Source organism: Kribbella sp. CCNWLW201 (assembly GCF_037203805.1).
In the GTDB taxonomy this organism is placed as follows: domain Bacteria; phylum Actinomycetota; class Actinomycetes; order Propionibacteriales; family Kribbellaceae; genus Kribbella.
Genome location: NZ_JBBCBQ010000002.1, coordinates 1,119,525 through 1,144,339, shown reverse-complemented (window position 1 = coordinate 1,144,339; position 24,815 = coordinate 1,119,525). Strand labels below are relative to the sequence as shown.

The 24,815-nt window shown below is 67.5% G+C and carries 24 protein-coding genes; 16 read left to right on the top strand and 8 right to left on the bottom strand.

Annotated features, from left to right (window positions below; genetic code table 11):
- Positions 1-265: 265 nt before the first annotated feature.
- Entirely contained in the window at positions 266-1,642 is a 1,377-nt protein-coding gene (locus V9K99_RS15250; protein ID WP_337323413.1) for a S1C family serine protease, read from the bottom strand.
- 722 nt (positions 1,643-2,364) lie between these two features.
- Here V9K99_RS15250 and V9K99_RS15245 point away from each other — a divergent pair.
- The gene (locus V9K99_RS15245) at positions 2,365-2,691 is read left to right on the top strand and encodes a MerR family transcriptional regulator (RefSeq protein ID WP_337323414.1); all 327 of its coding nucleotides are present in this window, start codon (positions 2,365-2,367) and stop codon (positions 2,689-2,691) included.
- 81 nt (positions 2,692-2,772) lie between these two features.
- Here V9K99_RS15245 and V9K99_RS15240 read toward each other — a convergent pair whose 3' ends face one another.
- The gene (locus V9K99_RS15240; RefSeq protein WP_337323415.1) at positions 2,773-4,350 is read right to left on the bottom strand and encodes a sensor histidine kinase; all 1,578 of its coding nucleotides are present in this window, start codon (positions 4,348-4,350) and stop codon (positions 2,773-2,775) included.
- Positions 4,347-5,039, bottom strand: a complete 693-nt coding sequence (locus tag V9K99_RS15235) for a response regulator transcription factor (protein WP_132151602.1) — start codon at positions 5,037-5,039, stop codon at positions 4,347-4,349. Before V9K99_RS15235 ends, V9K99_RS15240 begins: the two co-directional genes overlap by 4 nt.
- Positions 5,040-5,196: 157 nt before the next feature.
- On the opposite strand from V9K99_RS15235, the gene V9K99_RS15230 reads away from it, so the two are divergent.
- Positions 5,197-6,195 (top strand): acetamidase/formamidase family protein, encoded by a 999-nt coding sequence (locus V9K99_RS15230; RefSeq protein WP_337323416.1) that lies wholly within the window; start codon positions 5,197-5,199, stop codon positions 6,193-6,195.
- On the opposite strand, the gene V9K99_RS15225 is transcribed toward V9K99_RS15230, so the two are convergent.
- Entirely contained in the window at positions 6,130-7,044 is a 915-nt protein-coding gene (locus V9K99_RS15225; protein ID WP_337323417.1) for a DMT family transporter, read from the bottom strand. The two genes, V9K99_RS15230 and V9K99_RS15225, sit on opposite strands and share 66 nt — an antisense overlap.
- A 63-nt stretch (positions 7,045-7,107) precedes the next feature.
- Between V9K99_RS15225 and V9K99_RS15220 the strand changes: the two genes are divergently transcribed.
- On the top strand, positions 7,108-7,569 hold the full coding sequence (locus V9K99_RS15220) for an Lrp/AsnC family transcriptional regulator (protein WP_337323418.1): 462 nt from the start codon (positions 7,108-7,110) through the stop codon (positions 7,567-7,569).
- Between the two features lie 3 nt (positions 7,570-7,572).
- Here V9K99_RS15220 and V9K99_RS15215 read toward each other — a convergent pair whose 3' ends face one another.
- Positions 7,573-8,313, bottom strand: a complete 741-nt coding sequence (locus V9K99_RS15215; protein WP_337323419.1) for a helix-turn-helix domain-containing protein — start codon at positions 8,311-8,313, stop codon at positions 7,573-7,575.
- A gap of 222 nt (positions 8,314-8,535) precedes the next feature.
- Here V9K99_RS15215 and V9K99_RS15210 point away from each other — a divergent pair, with 222 nt between their 5' ends.
- The 3 genes from V9K99_RS15210 to V9K99_RS15200 all read left to right on the top strand — a co-directional run bounded on the left by V9K99_RS15210 (position 8,536) and on the right by V9K99_RS15200 (position 11,659).
- Positions 8,536-9,207, top strand: coding sequence for a DUF4097 family beta strand repeat-containing protein (locus V9K99_RS15210; protein ID WP_337323420.1), 672 nt, complete (start codon positions 8,536-8,538; stop codon positions 9,205-9,207).
- Between the two features lie 30 nt (positions 9,208-9,237).
- Positions 9,238-10,326 carry a serine hydrolase domain-containing protein gene (locus V9K99_RS15205; RefSeq protein ID WP_337323421.1) on the top strand — a complete coding sequence of 363 codons (1,089 nt, stop codon included), beginning with the start codon at positions 9,238-9,240 and terminating at the stop codon, positions 10,324-10,326.
- A gap of 121 nt (positions 10,327-10,447) precedes the next feature.
- Entirely contained in the window at positions 10,448-11,659 is a 1,212-nt protein-coding gene (locus V9K99_RS15200) for a pyrophosphate--fructose-6-phosphate 1-phosphotransferase (protein ID WP_337323422.1), read from the top strand.
- 4 nt (positions 11,660-11,663) lie between these two features.
- On the opposite strand, the gene V9K99_RS15195 is transcribed toward V9K99_RS15200, so the two are convergent.
- Positions 11,664-12,089 carry a low molecular weight protein-tyrosine-phosphatase gene (locus V9K99_RS15195; RefSeq protein WP_337323423.1) on the bottom strand — a complete coding sequence of 142 codons (426 nt, stop codon included), beginning with the start codon at positions 12,087-12,089 and terminating at the stop codon, positions 11,664-11,666.
- Positions 12,090-12,091: 2 nt separating this feature from the next.
- Complete coding sequence (locus V9K99_RS15190; protein WP_337323424.1) at positions 12,092-12,475, bottom strand: phage holin family protein; 384 nt, start codon at positions 12,473-12,475, stop codon at positions 12,092-12,094.
- 150 nt (positions 12,476-12,625) lie between these two features.
- Between V9K99_RS15190 and V9K99_RS15185 the strand changes: the two genes are divergently transcribed.
- Genes V9K99_RS15185 through V9K99_RS15150 form a run of 8 tightly spaced genes read left to right on the top strand, consistent with a single transcriptional unit; the run spans position 12,626 to position 21,573 of the window.
- Complete coding sequence (locus V9K99_RS15185) at positions 12,626-13,777, top strand: DUF4185 domain-containing protein (RefSeq protein ID WP_337323425.1); 1,152 nt, start codon at positions 12,626-12,628, stop codon at positions 13,775-13,777.
- A complete protein-coding gene (locus V9K99_RS15180) occupies positions 13,774-14,481 on the top strand; it encodes a FadR/GntR family transcriptional regulator (protein WP_337323426.1) in 708 nt (235 codons plus the stop codon). The genes V9K99_RS15185 and V9K99_RS15180 overlap by 4 nt, the downstream gene beginning before the upstream one ends.
- A gap of 17 nt (positions 14,482-14,498) precedes the next feature.
- Positions 14,499-15,785 carry an ABC transporter substrate-binding protein gene (locus V9K99_RS15175; RefSeq protein WP_337323427.1) on the top strand — a complete coding sequence of 429 codons (1,287 nt, stop codon included), beginning with the start codon at positions 14,499-14,501 and terminating at the stop codon, positions 15,783-15,785.
- Positions 15,782-16,711, top strand: a complete 930-nt coding sequence (locus tag V9K99_RS15170; RefSeq protein WP_337323428.1) for a carbohydrate ABC transporter permease — start codon at positions 15,782-15,784, stop codon at positions 16,709-16,711. Before V9K99_RS15175 ends, V9K99_RS15170 begins: the two co-directional genes overlap by 4 nt.
- Positions 16,698-17,507: a carbohydrate ABC transporter permease gene (locus V9K99_RS15165; protein WP_337323429.1), complete on the top strand. Its 810-nt coding sequence runs from the start codon at positions 16,698-16,700 to the stop codon at positions 17,505-17,507. The genes V9K99_RS15170 and V9K99_RS15165 overlap by 14 nt, the downstream gene beginning before the upstream one ends.
- Positions 17,508-17,516: 9 nt before the next feature.
- Positions 17,517-18,275 (top strand): SDR family NAD(P)-dependent oxidoreductase, encoded by a 759-nt coding sequence (locus tag V9K99_RS15160; protein ID WP_337323430.1) that lies wholly within the window; start codon positions 17,517-17,519, stop codon positions 18,273-18,275.
- Between the two features lie 32 nt (positions 18,276-18,307).
- Positions 18,308-19,522, top strand: coding sequence for an enolase C-terminal domain-like protein (locus tag V9K99_RS15155; RefSeq protein WP_337323431.1), 1,215 nt, complete (start codon positions 18,308-18,310; stop codon positions 19,520-19,522).
- Positions 19,519-21,573, top strand: a complete 2,055-nt coding sequence (locus V9K99_RS15150; protein ID WP_337323432.1) for a hypothetical protein — start codon at positions 19,519-19,521, stop codon at positions 21,571-21,573. Before V9K99_RS15155 ends, V9K99_RS15150 begins: the two co-directional genes overlap by 4 nt.
- A gap of 95 nt (positions 21,574-21,668) precedes the next feature.
- Here V9K99_RS15150 and V9K99_RS15145 read toward each other — a convergent pair whose 3' ends face one another.
- Positions 21,669-22,337, bottom strand: a complete 669-nt coding sequence (locus V9K99_RS15145; protein WP_337323433.1) for a GntR family transcriptional regulator — start codon at positions 22,335-22,337, stop codon at positions 21,669-21,671.
- A gap of 194 nt (positions 22,338-22,531) precedes the next feature.
- Between V9K99_RS15145 and V9K99_RS15140 the strand changes: the two genes are divergently transcribed.
- Both V9K99_RS15140 and V9K99_RS15135 read left to right on the top strand, forming a co-directional pair.
- Positions 22,532-24,124, top strand: a complete 1,593-nt coding sequence (locus tag V9K99_RS15140) for a phage tail tip lysozyme (protein WP_337323434.1) — start codon at positions 22,532-22,534, stop codon at positions 24,122-24,124.
- Positions 24,124-24,726 carry a PEGA domain-containing protein gene (locus tag V9K99_RS15135; protein WP_337323435.1) on the top strand — a complete coding sequence of 201 codons (603 nt, stop codon included), beginning with the start codon at positions 24,124-24,126 and terminating at the stop codon, positions 24,724-24,726. Before V9K99_RS15140 ends, V9K99_RS15135 begins: the two co-directional genes overlap by 1 nt.
- Positions 24,727-24,815 lie beyond the last annotated feature (89 nt).

Below are 24,815 nucleotides of genomic sequence, written 5' to 3'. Positions count from 1 at the left end.
CCCAGTCGCCGGTCGCCGGGGTGCGGATGCGGTTTGCTGTGTGGGGTGTCGAGGGTGGACCTGGGAGGGTCGTGCCCCGGATCGGGCACCCTCCCAGGTCGACAGGAACCCCGGCGGTACGGCACTGGGACACGAAGGCTGCGACCAGCGACCGGTTCGCGTTCCGTACCGCTGACGACCACCCACATCGAGCAGAAGAGCCATAAAGAGGGACTGCGGCCGCTCGGTGGGCGGCCGCAGTCCCAACCAGGGAGGAACGAATCTGTCAGCCGGTGGGGTTCCCGTTGTCGGAACCCAGGGTTGCCGTCACGGTCTGGGTCTTGCCGGCCCGGGTCAGCGTGATCTTCACTTCATCGCCCGGGCGGTGCGAACGGACTGCGGCGACCAACGCGTCCCCTGACGCGATCGCCTTGCCGTCTACAGCGGTCACCACATCACCCGCTTGCAGACCGGCTTTGTCCGCCGCACCGCCAGGCGTCACCTCGCCGAGGCGTGCTCCATTCGTGAGCCCGTCGGAAGACTGCGCGTCGCCGACCTGTACTCCGAGCCGCGCATGCGTGGCCTTGCCCTTGGCCACCAGCTCGTCGATGATCGGCTTGGCCTGGTCGATCGGGATTGCGAAGCCCAGGCCGATGTTGCCGCCTTCGGATTGTCCCGATCCTCCGGCGGTCTTGATCGCGCTGTTGATTCCGACCACCTGGCCGGCGAGGTCGATCAGGGCGCCGCCGGAGTTCCCCGGATTGATCGCGGCGTCCGTTTGGATTGCTGGGAAAACCGTCGTACTGTCCTGCTCCTCGTCGCCCGACGTCACCGGGCGGTTCAGGGCGGAGACGATGCCGCTCGTCACGGTCGCCTCCAGGCCGAACGGCGAGCCGATCGCGACCACACCCTGGCCGACGGCGAGGTTGCCGCTGCTGCCGAGAGTGGCCGGGGTCAGGTCGGTCGCGTCCGCCTTGATCACGGCGAGGTCGGTGAGCGGGTCGGTCCCCTTGACGGTGGCCGGAACCGTCCGGCCGTCGTTCAGCACCACCGTGATCTTGGCGCCGCTGCCGGCTCCCGCGACCACGTGGTTGTTGGTCACGATCAGCCCGTCCTTGCTGATCACGATGCCGGACCCGGTCCCCGCGCCCTGGGACGTCGCGACCGCGATCTTCACCGTGCTCGGCAGCACCTTCGCGGCGGCGCTCTGCACCGAGCCGTCCGGCGCAACGGCCGGCGCGGCCTGGTTGCCGTTCAACGGGGCCGTCACCGACGGGCTGTTGCCGCCGGAGTCGTTCGTCGCCGAGTACACAGCCGCACCGCCCACACCACCGGCCGTGCCGACCAGCAGCGCCGTGGCGGCTACCAGAGCCAGACCGCGCCGCTTGGGCTTGGCCGGCGCGGCGGCGGCCGGCGCGGGCTGCGGACCGAAGGGCCAGCTCAGGCCCGGAGACGTCCCCTGATGCGTCCCCGGCGCCCCGAACTGCGGGTAAGCGCTCCCACCTGAAGGGTGCTGACCCGGCCGCTGCTGGCCACCTTGCGGCGCGAAGTGCTGCTGCTGGTGCTGGCCGTAGCCACCCATCGGCAACTGCTGCGTCCGCTCCGGCTGCTGCGGGTTCTGGCCCGGCTGGGTCTGCGGCTGCTGCGGCTGGTTCTCGGTCATGACGAGTACTTTGTCGGCCGGACCTGAGAAGCCCCTGAAGATCCCGTCAGAGCTACCGAAGAACTCCATGAAGATCCCCTGAAGGTTCAGTCAGCCCATCTTCAGATCGTTCGAGTGTCGGCCCTCCGTCAGCACGCGCCCCGCGCCGGCCGACGGACGGACTGATTGCCGGGTGGAAACCTTAACCTGGGGCTTACGAAAATCTATGGTGGCGAAAGTAGACATTCGTGGACAACCGGGCTAACGTCTCTGTCGTTGCGAAGAGAGAGAACAGGACAAGCCGACGCGGACGGCCAACGACCGTCCAGCAGTGCCAGCAGCACCCGGCCGAGAAGTTCGGTGAAGTAGAAGTCCAGCAGTGCGAAGAAACGCAGTACCGAAGTGTGAAGTAGCACGTCGCAGTACTCGGCCGGCGCAGTCAGAAGTGAGAAGTAGCACGTCGGAACGCTGAAGAGAAGGAGAGGATTACATCATCAGGATCGCCCGCTGTGGCTGTGTTTCGCCGGGCGGGTACCGCAGTCCCATCGTGATTGGAAGGTGGTTCTCGGTTACGCATTGTGCGATCCCCGCCGGGTCCGGCTCCGTCAGCGGACCGCGGAAGTAGAGGTCGGCTCGAGAGCCGGTAGATGGTGAGAATCCAAACCCAGGGCCCCGGTGCTTCGGCACCGGGGCCCTCGACACGGAGGTGTGATGACCCCAGACCCGCAGGTGGAGTAGAGACGATGACGCACGACCCCGAGGCACCGCCGACCAACCTGGACGACGAGGACTACCCCGCCTACACGATGGGCCGGGCCGCCGAGATGCTCGGTACCACGCCTGGATTCCTGCGGAGTCTGGACGAGGCGAAGCTGATCACCCCGCAGCGCTCCGAAGGCGGCCATCGCCGCTACTCCCGATACCAGCTCCGCCTGGCCTCCCGCGCCCGGGAACTGGTCGACAACGGGACGTCGCTGGACGCCGCCTGCCGGATCATCATCCTGGAAGACCAGTTGGCCGAGGCATTGCGAATCAACGCCGAGTTGCGCGGACCGGACGACGAGAGCTGACTCCCCGAACGAGACGGACGCACTGGGACTCAGCCCCGTCTTCGACAGGTCGTACGCCGCGATCCCGGACTCATCGGATGATCAGCGGGTCTGGGTGGCGGCGTGCGGGAGCCAGAGGGTGAACTGGGCTCCGGCGCCGGGCGCGTTGCGGGCGTAGATCATCCCGCCGTGCTGCTCGGCCGCGTGCTTCACGATCGCGAGACCCAGCCCGGAACCAGGCCGGCTGCGCGCCTCGCTGGAACGGTAGAACCGCTCGAACACGTGCGGCAGATCAGCCTCGGCGATACCCGGTCCGGAGTCCGTCACCGTCAGTACGCCGTCCAGCAGCCGCACCGTGACACGGCCGACCGGTCCACCATCGGTACGCGTGGACGCGTCCTCCGGGATGCTGTACTTCGCGGCGTTGTCGAGCAGGTTCGTCACTGCCCGGCCGAGCAGTCGCTCGTCGCCCCACACCGGGAACGGAGCGAGCTGGACGTCCCACTCCAGGCCCGGCGCGCGACGTCGTACCTTGATCACCGCGTCCTCGACCACGTTGGACAGCTCGATCAGCTCGGCGTTGCGCACCTGTGGGGTGTCCCGGGCCAGCTCGGTCAGGTCGCCGATCAAGGTGGTCAGCTCGTCCATCTGAGCACGTACATCGTCCAATAGTTGCTGCCGGTCCTCCGGCCGGAGGCCACCACGCTTGTCCGCCTGGGCGAGCAGGTCGAGGTTGGTCCGGACGCTGGTGAGCGGCGTACGCAACTCGTGCCCGGCATCTCCGACCAACCGCCGTTGCCGGTCCTGCGACCGGGCGAGCGCCGCCAGCATCGCGTTGAACGCCTGCGCCAGCCGGGAGATCTCGTCCGACCCGGTGACCGGAATCGGTTGCTGCAGATCCTCCGTCCGGGCCACATGTTCAGCGGCCCCGGTCAACCGGGCCAGCGGTCTCAGGCCGGACGCGGCGACGGCGTTGCCGGCCAGTGCGGCCCCGATGACACCGAGCAGACCGACCGCCCACAAGACGATGCCGAGATTGTGCAGAGTGTGGTCGATCGGGTCGAGTGACTGCGCCACCACGAGCGCGGTGTCGTCGCCGAGCGGGATCGAGATCACCCGGTAGTGCTGATTGTTGGGCGATCCCGCGGTGCGGATGCTGGCGTCGCTGTTCCGGGGCGAGCTGGCGACGGCCAGCTCGGCGGGGCCGATCGGCGGCGTGTACGACCGCGGGCCGACCAGCGTGCTGCCGTCGGCTGCCAGCAGTCCCATCCGGATGTCGGTCAGGCCGAGCCACTCCGGCCGGACTGCCTGCATCAGCTCGGGATTGGTGATGACACCGCTCTTGGCCGCCGCCGTCGATCGCTGGATCAGGCTGTCGTCCAGGTTCCGGTACATCTGCTGCCGGACGGTCAGGTACGCCGCCACGCTGACGAACGCGACGGCCAGGCCGACCGCGACCGCGGCCAGCAGCGTGACGCGGGCGTGCAGGCTCAGCTGGTGCAGCTTCTGCTGTGCCCAGCTCTGGGTCCGGGCCGCCGTCGCGGCCACCCGGTTGCCATTGGCAACAGGTGGTCCACCGGCCGGAGAGGGGTGCCGGCCGGGGGCACCGGGGTGCTGCGGGCCGCCTGGCTGTCCCGGGCGGTCGACGTACGACGGGAAGTCGGGGTCGTTCTTGCTCACGGTGGGGTGTCTCTCAGCACGTAGCCGATGCCGCGGACGGTGTGGATCAGGCGCGGCAGGTTGTTCACCTCGGTCTTGCGGCGCAGGTAGCCGATGTAGACCTCGAGGGAATTGGCGGTGGTCGGGAAGTCGTAGCCCCAGACGGCGTCCAGGATCACCGCGCGTTCGAGCACCCGGCGCGGGTTGCGGATCAGCAGCTCGAGCAGAGAGAACTCGGTCCGGGTGAGCGGGATCGGGGTGTCGCCACGGTGCACCTCGTGCGCGTCCACGTCGACCACGAGGTCGGCGTACTGGAGCACCTCGCCGCGCTGTCCGCCCTCGCCGGGCGTGCTGCTGCGGCGGAGCAGGGCGCGCAGCCGGGCGAGCAGCTCCTCCAGCGCGAACGGCTTGGTCAGGTAGTCGTCACCGCCGGCGTCCAGGCCGTCCACCCGGTCGGCCACCGCGTCCCGCGCGGTCAGCACCAGGATCGGCACGTTGTTGCCCGCGGCCCGCAGCGCCTTGGTGGTCTCCAGCCCGTCCAGCCGCGGCATCATCACGTCCATCACCACGACGTCCGGCTCGACGTTGCCGATCACCGCGAGCGCCTCGGCACCGTCGGACGCGGTCACCACCTCGAAGTCGTTGAACTCCAGCGAACGGCGCAGCGAGTCCCGGACCGCCCGGTCGTCGTCCACCACCAGTACGCGCATCCTCGTTCCCCGCTCCGCTAGAAGTTCCGTCACCGCAAGACATCCATCACTACTCGAAGTACCGTTCACCGCGAGGTTAGGCCGTCTGCTTGAGAATCGCCTGAGAACCCGCTGATCGCTCGCCCAAGACCTCGTGCACACCTTAGGTTTCTGACCTGTGGACATCCTCGAATTCACGCCCGAGCCGAACGAGTACACCTGGACCTTCGGCGGTGCGGCCCCGGTCCGGCGGGTCAAGCCCGGCACCGCCCTGCGGCTGTGGACCGAGGACGCGTTCTGCGGGACTTTGCGCAGTACGGCGGACCTCGCCAGCGCTTCGCTGACCATGCCGTTCGTCAATCCGCAGACCGGCCCGTTCTACGTCGAGGGGGCCGAGCCGGGCGACACGCTCGTCCTGCACTTCGTCGAGCTCACCCCGGCCCGGAGCTGGGGCGCGTCCGCGACCATCCCGTTCTTCGGCGGCCTGACCAGCACCGACCGGACCGCCACGCTGCAGGATCCGCTGCCGGAGCGGACCTGGATCTACGAGGTGGACACCGAGAAGCAGACCGTCGGGTTCCAGGCGCAGGGGAGCGACCTGGAGATCGCGCTGCCGATCGAGCCGATGCTGGGCACGGTCGGTCTCGCGCCGGCCGCCGGTGAGGTCCGCTCGTCGCTGGTGCCGGACACGTTCGGTGGCAACATGGACACGCCGGAGATGCGGGCCGGCGCGACCTGCTTCCTCAACGTGAACGTCGAGGGTGCGCTGTTCTCGGTCGGCGACGGCCACTACCGCCAGGGCGAGGGCGAGTCCTGCGGGACCGCGGTCGAGGGCGCGATGAACGTCGTACTGATCGTCGATCTGTTGAAGACGCCTGGACCTGCGTGGCCGCGGATCGAGAACGACGACTACCTGGCCGTGGTCGGGTCGAGCCGACCGCTCGAGGACGCGTGGCGAGCCGGTCAGGTCGACATGGTCGGCTGGCTCGGCTCGCTTTACGGCCTCGACAAGCTGGACGCGTACCAGTTGCTCAGCCAGGTCAGCGAAGTGCCGCTGGCCAACGTGGTCGACGCCAACTACAGCGTGGTCACCAAGGTCCCGAAGCGCCTGCTACCGACGGCCGACGTCTACAGCGGCATCCACCGGCACCTTCGCAGCCTGGCGGCGACGCTCTGACCTGCTGACCGCGACGCCCACGAGGCACAGCGCACCACCAACGAGGGCAAGCCCGGCAGGGGTCTCACCGAGGAACATCCACGCCAGGAGGATGGCAACCATCGGCACCAGGTACGTCGTAGCACCCATGCGACCCGCAGTCGTCCGGGACAACGCGTAGGCCCAAGTGGTGAAGCCGAGCGCGGTCGGGAACGCACCGAGGTAGAACACCCACCAGAGCGTGGCAGGACGAGCCGCACCGATCTCCTGGACCAGTGCGGGCGTGTAAGGCAGGCAGACGACCGTGCCGATGACGCAGGCAAGCCAGGTCACCTGTGCAGCGGGCAGACGGCTCAGCAGTGGTTTCTGGGTGACTACTCCGACCGCATAGGACACGGCAGCGGTCACGCACAGGATCACACCCCAGGTCTCGGCCTGACCGGTGGACGTCGACAGACCGATCAGCAGCACGCCACCGAACGCAACGAAGCTGCCGATCAGCACCCGCCTCGGGAAGCCCTCGCCCAGTGTCAGCCCGGCCAGCAGAGCGACCAGCAGTGGTGCGATGTGCACCAGCATGGCCGCCGTACCTGCGTCGAGCCGTCGCTCGGCCGCGTTGAGCGCGACGTTGTACACCCCAAACCACAGCAGGCCGCACGCCAGCAGCAGCGGCCAGTCCCGTCGCTGCGGCATCCGGAACGGCTCGCGCTTGACCAGCAACAGCACCCCGAGCAGGACGCTGCCGACCAGCAGGCGGGCGAGTGACAGGGGACCGGCCGACAGCTCGGTCCCGAGGTGCCGGATCGCCACGAAGGCCGAGGCCCAGAGCACGACGGTCACGCCGGCGGCTGCGAGTGCGGTGGGTTTCATGAGGACAACGGTAGAAAGTATGAGCCTGGGGTACCATGTCGAAACGGAGCCTGGGAGGATGAATTGCTTACCGAAACGAAAAGCGCATTGCTGGATGAGCTGAACGTCCGGATACTCGAGGAGCTCACCGCCGACCCGCGCCTGCGGACCACCGAGCTGGCTCGCCGGCTGGGTGTCTCCACCCCGACCGTGCGCGAGCGGGTCACCCGGCTGGAGGAGTCCGGGGTGATCCGCGGCTACCGGCTCGACATCGATCCGGCCGCGCTCGGCCGGCCGGTCGCCGCCTGGGTCCGGCTGCAGCCCGGCCCGGGCCAGGTGTCCCGGATCGCCGAGATGGCCCGGAGTACGCCGGAAGTCGTCGAGTGCCACCGGATCTCGGGCGAGGACTGCTTCCTGATGCGGGTCCAGGTGCCCGCGATCGACAAGCTTGAGGATCTGCTCGACCGCTTCGCGCCGTACGGCCGGACCAACAGCTCGTTCGTCGTCTCCACGCCGGTCCCACCCCGCCCGGTGCCGCTCAACTGACCATCACGATTGCTGTCTGCCGTCCGAGGTCGTTTCGGCTTGTGTGTAGAGGACCTCGTGGGCCTGTTCCGCGGCCCGGATGATGCTCTCGCCGACGAAGTCGACGAAGCGGGCGATGCCCTCGAGGCGGACGGCGGCCGGGGTCTCGGGGCCGAGGATGGCGACGCCCCGCCGTGCGGTCTCGGCGAGTTGGGCGTTGGCCCGGGCGCTGGCGATCATCGCCTGGTACCAGAGCTCGTTGTCGACGACGTAGCGGTCGCGGCGGCGTTCGTCGCGTTGCCGGCGGATCAGGTCCCGGCCCTCGAGGAACGTGATCGACTTGGAAATGGACCCCGGGCTGACCTGGAGACGCTGGGCGAGCTCGGACGCGGTGAGGCTGCCCGCGTCGGTGGTGTAGAGGCAGGTCAGCACCCGGGCCATCATCTTGGGCAGGCCCGATTCCATCAGCAGGGTGGTGAAGGCCTCCTCGTACTCGCGGACCGCCTCGGCGTCGCGTCCGTAGGTCTGCTGGGGCGCCTGCGGCCCTCGGGGTGCGGGCTTCCTGCGCTGGCGGGTGCGGCGTTCGGTGGCGCGGTGGGCCAGGTCGGCGCGGTAGCCGCTGGGTCCGCCGTTCCGCATCACCTCTCGGGTGATCGTCGAGGTGGGGCGGTCGAGACGCCTGGCGATCTCCGCGTAGGCGAGGCCGTCGGCCAGGCCGAGCGCGATCTGCTGGCGTTCCTGCTGGGTCAGCCTGCCTCCCGGCATCGCGATCTCCTTCGTTCTCCTCGAGTGCCCCGACTGTAGCGTTCATAGTCGGTCTATTGCAACGAACAGCGAATCTCCGTTGCGTTGAATTCTGACCCAGTGCAACGATTTCATGGCTCTGACCTGCGAATATGTCCCTCGTACGCAACGAATGTGTTGCCGAGTCCTTGAACACAACGTAGCGTTTCCGTCATTGGAAACCACGTCTTCAAGGAGTGCACGATGCAGAAGTTCGACACCCTCAGCCCGATTTTCGCCGTCCTCGACATCCCCGCCGGACGCATCCAGTTCATCGCCGCCGACCGGACCGACACCACGGTCGAGGTGCTGCCCGCGGACTCCTCGAAGGGTCGCGATGTGAAGGCAGCGGAGCAGACCAAGGTCGAGTACGTCGACGGGGTCCTGCGGATCGTGGCCCCGCCGGCGGAGAACCGGGTCCTCGGCCACCCCGGAACCCTCGAGGTGACCGTCCAGCTGCCGGCCGGCTCCCGCGTCGAGGCGAAGGCGGCCAGCGCCGAATTCCGGGGCGTCGGACGGCTCGGTGACGTCACCATCGAGGCCGCCCACGGCACGGTCAAGCTCGACGAGACCGAAGGCGTTCGCCTCACCCTCCAGGCCGGCGACATCTCGGTCGGCCGCCTCGGCGGCGCCGCGGAGATCAGCACCCAGAAGGGCGACCTACAGATCGCCGAGGCAGTGGGCGGCACGGTCACACTGCGCACCGAGCACGGCAACATCTCGGTCGGTGCCGCCGACGGAGTCTCGGCCTCCCTGGACGCCGGCACCTCCTACGGCCGGATCCAGAACACGCTGAAGAACACCGAAGGCGCGGTCGCCCAGCTCGCCATCCACGCGACCACCTCGTACGGCGACATCGTCGCCCGCAGCCTCTGAGCCCACCCAACCCGTAAGGAGAGCACCGCTATGTCCGTCACCCCCGAGATGGCCCGCCCGGAGTTGCAGAAGACCATCGAGGAGCTCGTCGAGACCGGTTTCGTCGGATTGCAGCTGCGCGTGAACGATGAGCGCGGCGAGTGGGTCGGCAGCGCCGGGGTGAGCAAGCTGGGCGAGACCGCCCCGCCGCCGATCGACGGGCACGTCCGGATCGGCAGCAACACCAAGACCTTCACCGCGACCGTGGTGCTGCAGCTGGTGGCCGAAGGCAAGATCGAGCTGGACACCCCGGCCGCCGACTATCTGCCCGAGTTCGGGCTGGACCCGCGGATCACGGTGCGGATGCTGCTGCAGCACACCAGCGGGGTGTTCAACCACACCGGCGAGTACTACGAGGACGGGACATTCGTACCGGGAATCCCCTGGCAGGGCCAGGAGTGGGTGGAAGGCCGATTCAAGACCTACCGCCCGGAGGAGCTGGTACGGCTGGCGTTGTCCAAGCCGCCGCGGTTCGAGCCGGGGACCGGTTGGAGCTACTCCAACACCAACTACGTGCTGGCCAGGTTGGTGATCGAGAAGGTCACCGGCCACTCGTTAGCCGAGGAGATGCAGCGGCTGATCGTGGGACCGCTCGGGCTGTCCGGCACCGTGGTGCCGGATACCCAGGAGATCGCCGAGCCGCACGCCCACGCGTATTACCGGTACGACGATGCCGGCCAGGAGAAGACGGTCGACGTCACCAACCAGGATCCCTCGTGGGTCTCCAGCGGCGGTGACATGATCTCGACCACCCAGGACCTGCACACGTTCATCTCCGCGCTCGTGGGCGGCAGGCTCCTGCCCGCCGAGCTGCTGGCCGAGATGTGCACACCGCACCCGACGCCCCTTCCCAAGATGGGCTACGGCCTGGGGGTGTTCGTGCAGGAGACGGACAGCGGCACGATCATCACCCACAACGGCGGCCACGGCGGCCACGCGGCCCTGATGTACAGCACGCCCGACGGCAAGAAGACCCTCACGGCCGCGCTGAACTATGTGGACGACGCCGACCTGTCCCTGGCCGGGACGTTCCAGCAGGCGACGCAGCGGCTGGTGAACGAGGTGTTCTGCGCCGGGTAGTCCGGTCCACGGGGCCCACCCCAGGCAAGCTGTCCGAAGGGTGGGCCCCAACCAGTCCTGAGAGTGGTCTGCATCACTAGTCTGGTGGCGACTTCAGCGACGTTCGGAAGGACCCTGACCCATGGCTGCCGACAAGTCTGTCCGCAGAGTTGCCCTGCTCACCGCCGGCGGGCTCGCGCCCTGCCTGTCGTCCGCCGTCGGCGGGCTGATCGAGCGCTACACCGAAGTAGCGCCCGACGTGGAGATCATCGCCTACCTGAACGGGTACCACGGTCTGCTCAGCGGCCGGTACCTCGACGTCACCCCCGAGGTCCGGGAGAAGGCCGCGCTGCTGCACAAGTTCGGCGGCAGCCCGATCGGGAACAGCCGGGTCAAACTGACCAACACCGCGGACCTGGTGAAGCGCGGTCTGATCGCCGACGGCCAGAACGCGCTGCAGGTCGCCGCCGAGCGGCTGGTCGCCGACGGTGTCGACGTACTGCACACCATCGGCGGTGACGACACCAACACCACCGCCGCGGACCTCGCGGCGTACCTGCACGAGCACGACTACGACCTGACCGTGGTCGGCCTGCCGAAGACGATCGACAACGACGTGATCCCGATCCGGCAGAGCCTGGGTGCCTGGACCGCGGCCGAGCAGGGTGCGCTGTACGCCCGCAACATCATCGCCGAGCACTCCTCGAACCCCCGGATGCTGATCGTCCACGAGGTGATGGGGCGCAACTGCGGTTGGTTGACCGCGGCAACGGCTCAGGTGTACCAGCAGTGGGTCGACGAGCAGGAGTGGAACCCGGGCATCGGCCTGACCAAGGCCGGCTGGGACGTGCACGCGGTCTACGTGCCGGAGGCAACGATCGACCTGGATGCCGAGGCGGACCGGCTGCGCAAGGTGATGGAAGAGACCGACTGCGTCAACATCTTCCTGTCCGAGGGTGCCGGCGTACCGTCGATCGTGGCCGAGATGGAGGCCCGCGGCGAAGAGGTCGGCCGGGACCCGTTCGGTCACGTGAAGCTGGACACCATCAACCCGGGTGCCTGGTTCGCCAAGCAGTTCGCCGAGCGGATCGGCGCGGAGAAGACGATGGTGCAGAAGAGCGGGTATTTCAGCCGCTCGGCCGCGGCCAACGACCGCGACCTCGCGCTGATCAAGGAGTGCACCGACTACGCGGTCGACGCCGCGCTGCGCGGTGAGAGCGGTGTGGTCGGCCACGACGAGGAGCGGGGCGACGAGCTGCGCGCGATCGAGTTCCCGCGGATCGCCGGCGGCAAGGAGTTCGACCCGGGCGTCGACTGGTTCGTCGCCCTGAAGGCCGACATCGGCCAGTCGTAATACCTCACTCGCGAAGGCGGTCGACCCACTTGTCGGCCGCCTTCTCGATCTGGTCGAGTACGTCGTCGAAGCCTTCGTCCTCGCCGTAATACGGGTCCGGTACGTCGACCTCGGCGAACAACTGGACCGTCCCGCCGCGCCGGGTCAGGTCCGACAGGTGGCCGGAGTCCATCGCCAGGACGAGATCCCGCTCGGCGAACCAGCCGGTCTGGAACTGCTGCGCCCGGTGCGCGCTGCCGTCGTACCCGCGTCTGCGCAACGCCGCCGCGGCCCGCGGATCCATCGGGTCACCCACATGCCACCCGCCGGTGCCTGAACTGGTCACGACCACGTCGTTGATCCCGGCCTCGGCCAGTTTCGCGCGCAGCACCACCTCGCCGATCGGCGACCGGCAGATGTTGCCCGAGCAGACGATCTCCACCTTGCGCATCGTCAGTCCTTGGACTTGTCCGGCAGAACGATGTTCAGCAGGATGCCGACGACGGAGATGATGACGGCGCCGAACAGCGCGGACCAGAAGCCGTCGACGTGGAACTGCACGTCCAGCTTGCCGGTGATCCACGAGGTGAGCAGCAGCATCGCCGCGTTGATGACGAACAGGAACAGCCCCAGCGTCAGCGCGATGGCCAGGCACGACAGCCATTCCAGGATCGGCTTCACCACCGCGTTCACGATGCCGAAGATCGCGGCGACGATCAGCAGCGTGAGCACCCGCCGGCCGGCGGTCGCGCCCTCGAGGGTGATGCCGCTGACGATCCAGGCCGCCACCGCGAGGGCGACCGCGTTGGCGAACAACCTGATGATCAAGTTCCACATGCCGTCGATCCTCCCACCCCACCGGTAGCGCGGCGGCCCCGTACGCGCCCTGAACGATCCCTGAGTCTTGACAGGCTAATGACCAAGTGATCTGATCATTTTCATTCGTGCCGGTGAATGATTGCCGCGAAGTCGAGGGTGGGAGCCAAGATGTCACCACGTCGTTGGGGGTCTGCAGTAGCCGTGCTGTCGCTGACAGCGGCGGCAGTTGGCGTGCCCGCCGCCCGAGCGGCCGAGCCCGACGGCGGCGCGGCTGAGTGTGACGCGGTCCGGACCGGCTGGACGGCTCAGGCGCAGCCGCAGGCCGACCCGGAGAACCTGCTCAACGCCTACAGCGACACCGGCAAGGGCTGGACCGGCGGGGACACCACCAACTCGGTCAAGCTCTCCGGCGGCCGGACCGTGTGGATCTTCTCCGACACGTTCCTCGGCCCGGTCAACCCCGACGGCAGTCGGCCGACCACGACGCCGTTCATCAACAACTCCTTCGTCGTCCAGCGCGGTGACTCACTGAAGACAGTCACCGGCGGTACGGCGGCCAACCCGACAGCACTCGTCACACCGCCGGCCAACGGCTGGTACTGGTTCGGCGCGGCGCAGACGAGCAACGCGGGTCGCAACCTCGATGTCGTCGCACTGCGGTTCGAGAAGACCGGTCCGGGTCAGTGGGACTGGCGCTGGGCCAGCAACTACCTCGCCAGGTTCGACAGCAAGACACTGAAGCTCCAGAAGCTCACCCCCATCCCGTCCGCCGCCAACGTGCAGTGGTCCGCGTGGCTGCAGCAGGACGGTGGCTACACCTACATCTACGGCGTCGAGGACCTGGGTGCTTCGAAGTACCAGCATGTGGCTCGAGTCCGCGGTGACGACCTGACCGCGAAGCCGTGGGAGTACTGGACCGGCAGCGACTGGTCGACGGACGAGTCAGCGTCGGCACGCGTGCTGGAGGGCGTCGCCAACGAGCACAGCGTGACGCGGTGGCGTGACGGCTATGTGCTGGTCACGCACGACACCACCGAGCTGTTCAGCAAGCGAGTCCTCGGGTACTTCTCCTGCTCGCCGACCGGACCGTTCGTCAAGCCGGTCGAGCTCTACCAGACCCCCGAGACCGGTGCGGACGGCAGCTACGAGAACGCCAACATCATCACGTACAACTCCCACGACCACCCGGACCGGCGGGTCGGCAACCAGCTCCTGGTCAGCTACAACGTCAACAGCCTCGACGCCAACAACGACCTGTACGCCGATGTGAGCATCTACCGACCCCGCTTCGTCGCCATCACCCTGGCGGCCTCTCGATGAGTACGTCGGGTGGCGTCGTACGGCGGAGTCTGCTCGACGATCTCGCGACGTCGATGCTGGCGTTGATCGCCGATCGCAAGTTGTCGTCCGGTGACCAGTTCGAGTCCGTCCGGTCGTTGGCCGACCGGTTCAAGGTCGCCGTACCGACAGTGCGGGAAGCACTCAGGCGGTTGGAGGCTACGGGTGCTGTCGAGTTGCGGCACGGGTCCGGTGTGTACGTCGGTCAGCACATCGGCCGGCTGGTTCTCGCCAACCCGCTGGCACCGACGCCGTCATCCGACCGCCTGATCGAGTTGCTGCAGGCGCGAGCCCTGATCGAACCGCCGGTCGCCGCCCTGGCCGCACGGGTCCGCACCGAGGCGGCGCTGGAACGGATGGACAGCGACCTGGCCACTGCGGCCGAGCTGGTCGAATCCGGCGACCACGCCCAGCTGGCCGAGGTCAACATGGACTTCCACCGCTCCCTCGCGCAGGCGTCCGGCAACGCGACGCTGGCCGAGGTGGTCGAGTCCGTCACCGTCGTCAACGTCCGCGAACAGCTGGAGATCCTGCACATCCACGGCGACCGGCAGACCGACCTGGACGAACACCGGGCCATCTACGCCGCCGTAGTGGCCGGCGACCCGGAGCTGGCCGAGCGGCTCACCCGCGAGCACCTCGACGGAGTCCTTGCCGTCATCAACAACCGACTTCAGCACCCCTGAAGCTGAGAGGACGCACCATGTCACGCATCACCAACCGGAAAGCGCTGACCGCTCTGGCGGTGGCCGGCGCGCTCGTGCTGTCCGCCTGCGGGGGCGGTGGTGGCGACCCGAACGCCGCCAAGGGCGAGGACAAGCCGGTCGACTCGCTGAAGTTCTACAACGACAAGGGGGGCTGGAAGGACGCCTTCACCCAGGTCGGCGCGGCCAGCAAGAAGGACATCGGGGTCGGGATGGAACCGGTCGGGTACTCCGACTCCAACACCTACACCGCGTTCATCCGGTCGTCGTTCCGGACCAAGGAGAAGGCGGACCTGTTCACCTGGCACACCGGCAAGGAATTGGAGGACCTGGTCGACCAGAAGCTGGTCGCCGACACCACCGACCAGTGGACCAAGGCGGTTGCTGACGGCAACATCCCGGAGCAGCTGAAGCCGTACTTCACCTACGACGACAAGCAGTACTGCCTGCCGCTGCTGGCGGGTTACTGGGTGATGTACTACAACAAGGCCGTCTTCAAGAAGGCCGGGATCACCCAGACCCCGAAGACCTGGCCGGAGCTGCTCGCGGTCGCCGACAAGGTCAAGGCGGCCGGGGTGAAGCCGTTCTACCAGACCAACATCCTGTTCAGCTTCGTCTGGTTCGAGACCCTGCTGGCGGGCAAGGACCCGGACCTGTACGACGCCCTCGCCACCGGCAAGGCGAAGTACACCGACCCGGGCGTGGTCGAGGTGATGAACGACTGGAGGAAGATGATCGAGGCCGGCTACTTCAGCGACCCGGGCTCGAAGACCGAGCCGCAGGCGCAGCTGAAGAACGGCAGCGTGGCGATGATCAACTTCGGCACCTGGTTCAGCGGCAACCTCAACACGCTGAAGATGAAGCCGGGCACCGACTACGACTTCTTCATCATCCCGAACGTGAACGCGTCACTGCCGAAGACCTCGATGATTTTCGAGACCGGCCCGGTGTGCTCGGCGGCTCAGAGCGAGCACTCCTCCACGGTGAAGAAGTGGACCGACTGGTGGGTGACGCCGCAGGCGCAGACCGCTTGGGCGAACTCCCGAGGCGACCTGTCCTTCAACCCCAAGGCCGAGGTGAAGGATCCGGGCCTGGCCGCGCTGAACAAGGACGTCGGTGGTGACGGCTACCGGCTGATCAACCGCTGGTTCGAGGCGACGCCGGTACCGGTCGCGAACAAGGCGCTCGAGGTGTTCGGTGCCTTCGTGACCAAGCCGGGCGACCCGATGCCGGGCCTGCAGAAGATCCAGGCCGAGGCGGACGCGTACTGGGCCAAGCAGAAGTGACTTCGCTGATCGAGCGGCCGGCGCCGGTCAAGCAACGGGAGCGCACCCAGCGCTCGTTGCGGACCGGTGGCCGGTCCGCGCCGCTGTTCGGGCTGCCGGCCGCGGCCGTGGTCGCTCTGCTGCTCTACCTGCCCTTCCTGTGGACGACGTACGTCAGTTTCACCGAGTACGACGGCCTCGCGTCGCCGGTGTGGACCGGGCTGGCCAACTACAAGGCGATGTTCAGCGACCCGGACCTGGTGGGGGCGCTGGTCAACACACTGCTGTGGGTCGCCGGCATGGTGACGCTCCCGGTGGTGCTCGGGCTACTGGTCGCCGTACTGACGTATGGGCACAAGTGGGGCACGTGGCTGCGGTTGCCGTTCCTGTTGCCGTATGCGATCTCCGGTGTGGCCGTTGGTGTCATCTGGGGGTTCGTGCTGCAGCCGGATGGGGCGCTCGGGCAGGCGCTTGGGTTCTTCGGGCTGCCTGGTGAGCACACCGGCTGGCTGCAGGCCGGTCCGGGCAACACACTGATGATGATCGTGGCTGTGACCTGGCAGGCGGCCGGTGTGAACGCACTTCTGTTTGTGGTCGGGCTGCAGTCGATCCCGGCCGAGCCGCTCGAGGCTGCCCGGTTGGACGGCGCGGAGGGGTTCCGGCTGTTCTTGCATCACCTGTGGCCGCAGCTCCGGCCGATCACGACCGTGGTGATCGGGCTGTCGATTGTCGGCAGCCTCAAGACGTTCGACGTGGTCTGGGTGATGACGCAGGGCGGTCCTGGTACGTCGTCGGAGACTCTGGCGCTCTCGATGTACAAGGAGACGTTCGTGCTGAACGACTACGGCCAGGGCTCGGCAATCGCGTTGTTCCTGAGCCTGGTCACCTTTGCTGCGTCGATCCTGTACCTGCGATACCAACTGGGGGAGTCGCGTGAGCAAGGTTAAGACCGCGTTCCTCGTCGTACTGGGGCTGATCTGGCTCGCGCCCGTCTACCTGCTGATCGTGAACGCGTCCAAGCCCGTCGACGGGTATGACGCCGCGACGGTGTGGAAGCCGGCCGGGTTCGCGCTGTTCGGCAACTTCGCGGAGGCGTGGGACAAGGCCGCTCTCGGCGACACCCTGGTGGCGACCACGTTGTACAGCGTGGTGTCGCCGGTGCTCGCGGTGCTGATCGGCGCGGCGGCCGGCTACGCGATCGTCGTACTGCGGCTGCGGTACGGGTTCCTGTGGTTCATCTTCATCTTCGGCGGCACGATCTTCCCGCTGCAGATGGTGCTGATGCCGCTCTTCTCCGGGTACGCCGACTCGGGCCTCTACGACACCCGGGTCGGGATGATCATCGTGTACACCGCGATCAGCGTGCCGTTCTCGGCGTTCGTGATGCGGAACTTCTTCACCGGGATCGCGCGCAGCGTCTTCGAGGCCGCGATCGTCGACGGTGGTGGCATGTTCCGGATCTTCCGCAGCATCTATCTGCCGATGGCCGGGGCGGCGCTGGCCGCGATCTTCATCCTGCAGGCCACCTTCGTCTGGAACGACCTGCTGCTCGGCCTGACCCTGAGCCAGTCCGAATCGGTCCGCCCGATCATGCCCGCCCTCACCGGTCTCCAGAGCACGTACGGCGGTGCCGCCCTGCCGACCGTGCTCGCGGGCGGCCTGCTGGTGTCGCTGCCGACAGTCATCTTGTTCCTTGCCGCACAACGCTTCTTCTCCCGGGGCCTGGCCCTCGGTCAGTTCTGAAAGGCGGATATGAGTCGCACAGTTGTAGTCACCGGGGGAGCTGCCGGCATCGGCCGCGGCGCAGTCGAACGCTTCGTTGCCGGCGGCGACCAGGTGTTCGTGCTCGACCGGGACGCCGACGCCTTGGTTGCTCTCTCGAGTGAGCTGGGTATTCGCGGTATCGCCGTCGATGTCGGCGACCGAGATGCTCTCGCCGCGGCGGCCGCGGATATCGAAAGTGTCGATGCACTGGTCTGTGCTGCGGGTATTCAGCGTTATGGCACGGTCGTCGACACACCGGCGTCGGTCTATGACGAGGTGATGGCGGTCAACGTCGGTGGCGTGTTCTTTGCTTGCCAGGCGTTCGTCCCGTTACTGCCACGAGGTGGGAGTGTCGTGGTGGTCGCGTCCGTGCAGGCGTACGCGGCTCAGAAGAGTGTGGCGGCGTACTCGATGGGGAAGGGCGCACTGCTGTCCCTCGTCCGGGCGATGGCGGTCGACCACGCTCCCGACGGGATCCGGGTGAACGCGGTCTGCCCGGGTTCGGTGGACACACCGATGCTGCGTACGTCGGCCGCCCAGTTCGGCGGTGGGCGGTCGACGGATGACGTGGTCGCGGAGTGGGGCCGATCGCATCCGCTCGGCCGGGTCGCGACCCCGGGAGAAGTTGCCGAGGTCATCCACTTCCTCGCCTCTCCCGCAGCGGCCTTCGTCACCGGAGCGGACGTGAAGGTCGATGGTGGGCTGACCGCCGGGTTGGCCGTCGTACTGCCGGAGGATCAGAAGTGAAGCCAGACCGGGGCGGTGGGGTGGGGCAAGCAATGAAAATCGTCGACATCCGGGCAACGACCGTGACGATGCCGCTCGAGGCGCCGTTGCGGCACAGCAACGGCGCACACTGGGGACGGTTCGTCCGAACGGTCGTCGAGATCGAGGCCGACAACGGGCTGATTGGCTTGGGTGAGATGGGCGGCGGCGGACAGAGCGCTGAGGCCGCGGTGGCCGGGCTCAAGCAGTATCTGGTCGGCCATGACCCGGCCCGCACCGAGGCGTTGCGCTGGATGCTCGCCAACCCGACTGCGAGCCTGTACAACAACCGGACCCAGCTGCTGGCCGCGGTCGAGTTCGCCTGTCTTGACCTGCAGGGCAAGCATCTCGGTGTACCTGTGCACCAGCTCCTCGGCGGCAAGGTTCGCTCACGGGTCCCCTTTGCCAGCTACCTGTTCTTCCGGCATCCGGCGGACGACGGCAGCGGCGAGATCCGCACGGCCGAGCAGTTGGTGAAGCACGCGCGTGCGCTCGTCGACGAGCACGGGTTCAGCGTGCACAAGCTGAAAGGTGGCGTCTTCCCGCCGGACTACGAGCGTGATTGCTTCCGCGCGCTCGCCGAGGCGTTCCCCGGGCACCGGGTGCGGTTCGATCCGAACGGCGCCTTCGGGGTCGAGGAGGCGATCCGGTTCGCCCGTGGCATCGAGGACCTCGACAACGACTACCTCGAGGACCCGACCTGGGGCCTGAACGGGATGCGCCGCGTCCGCGAGAAGACCTCGATCCCGCTCGCCACGAACACGGTGGTGGTGAACTTCGAGCAGCTCGCCGCGAACATCCGCGACCCTGCCGTCGACGTGATCCTGCTCGACACCACGTTCTGGGGCGGCATCCGGCCGTGTATCAAGGCCGCCGGCGTCTGCGAGACCTTCCAACTCGGCGTCGCCGTGCACTCCTCCGGCGAACTCGGCATCCAGCTGGCGACGATGCTGCACCTGGGCGCCGTCGTACCCAACCTGTCCTTCGCCGCCGACGCGCACTACCACCACCTGCGCGACGACATCATTGCCAGCGGCAAGCTTCCGTACGACGGCGGCACGATCGCCGTACCCGACGGGCCCGGGCTCGGCGTCGAGCTGGACCGCGACAAGCTGGCCGAGTACGCCGAACTCTTCCGCGAACTCGGCCCCTACCCCTACGACCGCGACCCGGCCAGACCGGACTGGTACCCGCTGTTGCCGAACACTGATTGGGCCGACCCTTCATGACCATCCCGCGCAGCGCCGATCTGGCCAGCGACGTCCTGACCCATACGTACGACGACATGTTCAACCCGCCCGGGTTGACCAACTTCCTGGGTACGGCGCAGGTCGATCTGGACGTGTTCGCGATTCGCAGCGTGAACTTCCCGCCGTACTCGCACGGCGACTGCATCACCGGGCAGCTGTACGTCGACGGGCGGTTGGGCCGCTCGTACGGCGGCTCGGTCGAGGTCGTCTGGCGTCCGGACCACGTGGTGCGGTCGACGGTGGTGGACGGGCTGACGCTGCGGTCGGTGACCGCGTGTGCGCCGGGCCGGCCGGCTGTCGTCGTACAGCTGGAGGTAATTGGCGAGCCGGGACGCTCGCTGCGCCTGGGGTTTGCGTTGGACAGCACGGCGACTCGCTCGCCGAGTGGCTGGCTGAAGCCGGAGCCGCCGTCGGAGCCGAACGACTTGAGGATTGTCGACAATCGGGTTGTCGGCACTGGCGCCTCCGGGTCCGCGGTGAGTGTGCAGGGTCTCGACGTACCGGCGACTGTTGACCGGTCGATGCTTGAGGCAACTGTTGTGCTGGATGGTGACGGACGTGCGCGGGTCGGCTATGTGCACGCGCTGGCTGGGGATCTGGCTGAGGCGACGACGCATTTCGACGCGTGTGTGGCCGACGTACCGGCTGTGTATGCCGCCGCCACGGAGGCGTGGGACAAGGCGCTGGCGGATGCGTTCGATCCGGCGGAAGACGGGTTCAGTGGGTCGCTGCCGATTCTGGAGACGTCGAACGAGGCGTTGCGGAAGCTCTACTGGTGGGGCGTTCTCGGGGTCGTGTGGTTTCGGCGGGACAACCCGGCGAGTGTGATCGGGCGGACGTACGACACGTTGATGCCGCGCTACTGGCAGACGACCACCTTCATCTGGGACTACAGCCTGTCCTCGCTGACACATGCACTGCTGGATCCGGAGCCGATGCGGAAGCACATCGAGCACTGGGTCGACCTGGACATCCACAAGCACTTCGGGACCGAGTGGCTGACCGGTGGGCCGGTCGGCTACTGGTACTCGGTCAACGACTTCGCCATGACGCGGCTGGTGCGGGATTACGTCCGTTTCACCGGTGACGCCGAGTTCCTGGATGCAGCGGTGGGCGACAAGCCGATGGCCGAGCACCTGTACGACTGGGCGACTGCATGGCGCGGGCTGCGCGGTGAGCACGCGCTCGCGGACTACGGCGGCATCGACAACCTGCTGGAGTGCGTGAGCAGCTACGTGCACGAGGTGGCCAGCTTCAACGCCGCCAACGTGTGGTGTCTGCGAGTGGCGGCCGAGGTCGCCGAGCGTTCCGGTGACTCAGACCGTGCTTCGCTGTTGCGCAAGGAGGCCGACGAGCAGGCCGGTCATGTCAACGAGCTGTACATCGAGGGCGCCGGCTTCTGGCACGCACGGCAGCCGGACGGCTCACTGGTCCCGGTGCGGCACTGCTACGACTTCAACATCGTGGGTACGACGATGGCGTCGGACCTCTCGTCGGAGCAGCGCACTGAGATGGTGTCGTTCTTCCAGCGGGAGCTGCAGACACCGACGTGGATGCGCGCCTTGTCGCCGTACGACGCGGATGCTGCCTTCAGTGTGCGGCCGGATCACCAGTGGAACGGTGCCTACCCGGCTTGGCCGGCGGATGCTGGGCGCGCGTTGTTCGCGCTGGGGCGAGGCGACGTCGTACTGGACTGGTTGCCAGGGCTGGCGCGCTCTGCCAATCAGGGGCCGTGCGGACAGGCGCACTTCGTCGAAGAGGCAGCGCCCGCGATGGCGGGCGGTGCGCGGAAGTCGCCGCCGCAGTTCCCCTACCTGATCGACTGGTCCTGCTCGTCGTCCGGTTCCTGGGTCAGCCTGATCCTGGAAGGCGTCTTCGGCATCGAGGTCGGCTTGGACGGCACAGTCACCGCCAACCCCCAGGTCACCGCCCTCGACCCCGACGCCCGCCTCACCGGCCTCCGCGTCGGCTCCAACATGTACGACGTCACCGCCAACGGCCTGATCCCCCGTCCCCCTTTGGTGGGCTGACCCACGAGAGTGTGGGTTCGCACCCCGGATTCTCGGTCGCCAACCCGCTCTCCGATGGGTCAGCCCACCACAGGGCTGACGGGAGGGGCTCGGGATCAGCTGTGAGGCATGGTGATGGCTTCGAGGAGAGACTCCTGGGCGCCGGCTAGGTGGTGGCGGAGTTCTTCGACGCACTCGTCGAGCTCGCCGCGTTCCAGCAGGCGGACGAGCTTGCGGTGTGAGGCGACCTGCTGACGGGCGTCCTGACGAAGGGCGTCCACGCGGGCCAGCGCCAACCTCGCCTCACCGGTGATCGCGTCCGCGGTCGCGATCAGCCGCTCGCTTCCGGTCAGGGCGACCAGGCTGCGGTGGATGGCCAGATGCGTCTCCGTCATCGCCTCCGGGTCGGCGCCGTCCTTGGCGGTCGCGGCGAACGTCCGCATCGCCTCCCGGACCCGCTCGCGCGCGGCCTCGTCGGCGTCGAACCACGCCCGGATGCCGGCCGACTCCAGTACGAACCGGGCCCGGCAGATGTCCGCCACCGCCGCGGGGTGCAGGATCGCGACACTGACGCCCTTGTTCGGCTCCCGGATCGCCAGCCCCTCGGTGACCAGCATCGTCATCGCCTCGCGAACGGTGCTGCGGGCAACTCCCAGCGCCTCGGCGAGTGGCTGTTCGCGTAACGGCGTACCAGGTTCGAGGTCGCCGGCGAAGAGGGCGGCGCGCAGCGCGTCGACCACCCGGTCCACCGTGGTCGAGCGGTCCACCCGCAGCCGTTCGTACATGGGAGGATTCTCGTCCAGTCAAGGTCCGTTGTCGCGCGCGACCCGGTCCTGGGCCACAGTTGGACCTCCACCGGACGCCCGGCCTGTGGATAACTCCCGACATGATGACCTGGTTTTCGGGCAGCATTTTCCCCAGTGGCCGCCCCTCTCCGCGATCCGCCGCGGAGGACCACTGAGCCAGCGAGGAGCCGATTGTGGGTGACAGCAAAGCACTGCCGATCGCCGGCGGCGTCATGCTGGTGCTGTTCCTGCCGCTGCTGATCGTGCTCGCGCTGATCGCCGGCGGCCTGGCCGGCCTGGAGACCGCCGCGGCCGACTGCACACCCACCCAGACCGAGGGCAAGGCGTTCGCCTGGCCGACCGACCGGCACGAGGTCGACCAGGGCTGGTCCGAGGGCGGCGGCCGGGGACAGAGCCCGCACCACGGCATCGACTTCGAGATCGAAGCGGGCAAGAACGTCTACGCGGCCGAGGACGGCGAGGTCGTCTCCACCTCCGACAACCAGGTCCGGATCAAGCACGACGCCGGTGTCGAGACCCGGTACAAGTACTTCCAGGACATCAAGGTCAACGTCGGCCAGCAGGTCAAGCGCGGCCAGCAGATCGGCACCGTCGGCTCCGGCAACGAGGCCACCCCGGGCCTGAGCGGCGATCACCTGCACTTCGAGCTGTGGATCGAGAAGGAGGACGGGAAGCCGCTCGAGGCGGTCGACCCGAAGAACGACTCCTTCGGCGAGGACACCGAGGAGACCGGCAGCGGCAGCTGTGGCTGCAGCGACCTGGTCGGGTCGAACAACCAGCAGAAAGCCTTCAACTACTTCGTCTCGAACGGGTACTCCAAGGAGCAGTCCGCCGGGATCGTCGGCAACATGATCCACGAGTCCGGCGTCGAGCCCGGCCGGCTGCAGAACACCCCGCCCGGCAAGGTCACCAACCCGTCCGACGCAGTCGACAGCTCACTCGGCTGGGGCATCGTGCAATGGACCCCGGCCGGCAAGATGATCAGACCGTCCCGCGAGGCCGGTGTCGACGACGCCGTCATCGGGTCGCTGGAGTACCAGCTGGAGTTCCTCAAGAAACAGCTGGCCGGTGAGACGGCGATCCCGGAGAAGAACGCCGGCGACATGGTCAAGGGCACGACCAGCGCCGCGGATGCCGCGGTCGCCTTCGGCCGGTACTACGAACGCTTCGCCGGCTCCGAGGACCTGAGCAATCCGCGCTACACCCAGCGCAAGACCGCGGCCACCGAGGTGCTGTCCACCTTCGGCGGCGGCGCGACGACCGACGGCACCGGCGGCGGTTGCGGCGCCGGCAACGGCGACATCGTCAAGACGGCGCTCCAGCTGGCCTGGGACACCCCGAATCACGGATTCGACCCGAAGCCCGGGTACCGCGAGGCACAGAAGGAGTACAACGGATCCACTGGGTACAACGAGCTCACCGACTGCGGCGTGTTCGTGGCGACCGTGATGGTGATGAGCGGTGTGGACAAGGACTACGCCCGGCGCGGGACGACCATCCAACGGGAGTACGTGCGAAACTCCTCGAAGTACCAGGTGTTCGAGAACCTCACCAACGAGGGTCAGCTCAAGCCCGGCGACATCTTCGTGCACAGCGGGCACACCTTCATCTACACCGGTAACTACAAGGGTGGCGACGGGAAGACCTACAACGCGGCCTCCGCCTCGCTCAACGGCCACGTGCCGGAGGCGACGCACGTGTACTTCTCCGACTCGCGCGGCCACTACACCGTGGCCCGGATCAGGCAATCAGGAGCTTCAGACTGATGGATGAGAACCGCCGGCTGTTCCTCCTCAGCGGCACGGTCATCGTGGTCGCGCTGATCGTGCTCGGTGGGTACCTGGCGTTCCGCGGCAACCCCGAGCACACGCTGACCGTGAAGTCGATCCCGAACGACCTCACCCTCACCCTGGACGGCAAGCAGATCCCGGCCAACGGCGAGATCAAGGTGAAGGAAGGCGAGCACACCCTGACCGGTGAGCGGCGCGGCTTCGAGAGCTACACCCAGACGGTTCAGGTCAAGCAGGACTCCAGCTACAAGATGTTCCTGTTCTCCAACAGCGCCGAGGGCCGCGCCTGGGAGCAGTCACACCCGGAGGAGCAGTTGGAGGCCGAAGGTGAAGCCGGCCGCCGCTTCGACGAACTCAACCGCCGGCTCGAGGCGAAGTACCCGATCCTCCAGGAACTCCCGTACATCGGCCCCGGCTTCACCGTCAACCAAGGCGTCTCCCAAGCCCACCCCGGCGACCCCGAGTACCTGGCCTTCTACATCAAGATCACCGACTCCGAAGGCAAGAAAAAAGCCCTCGAATGGCTAACCGGCCACGGCTACAACCCCGAAACCCTAGAACTCATCTACACCAAGTAGCGCAGGGCTGTGGATAACCCGCCGGTCGATGCGGCCTCGACCAGTAAACTCGAAGAGGAAGAACAGGGGGCGAGCAAAGGCACCGCCCG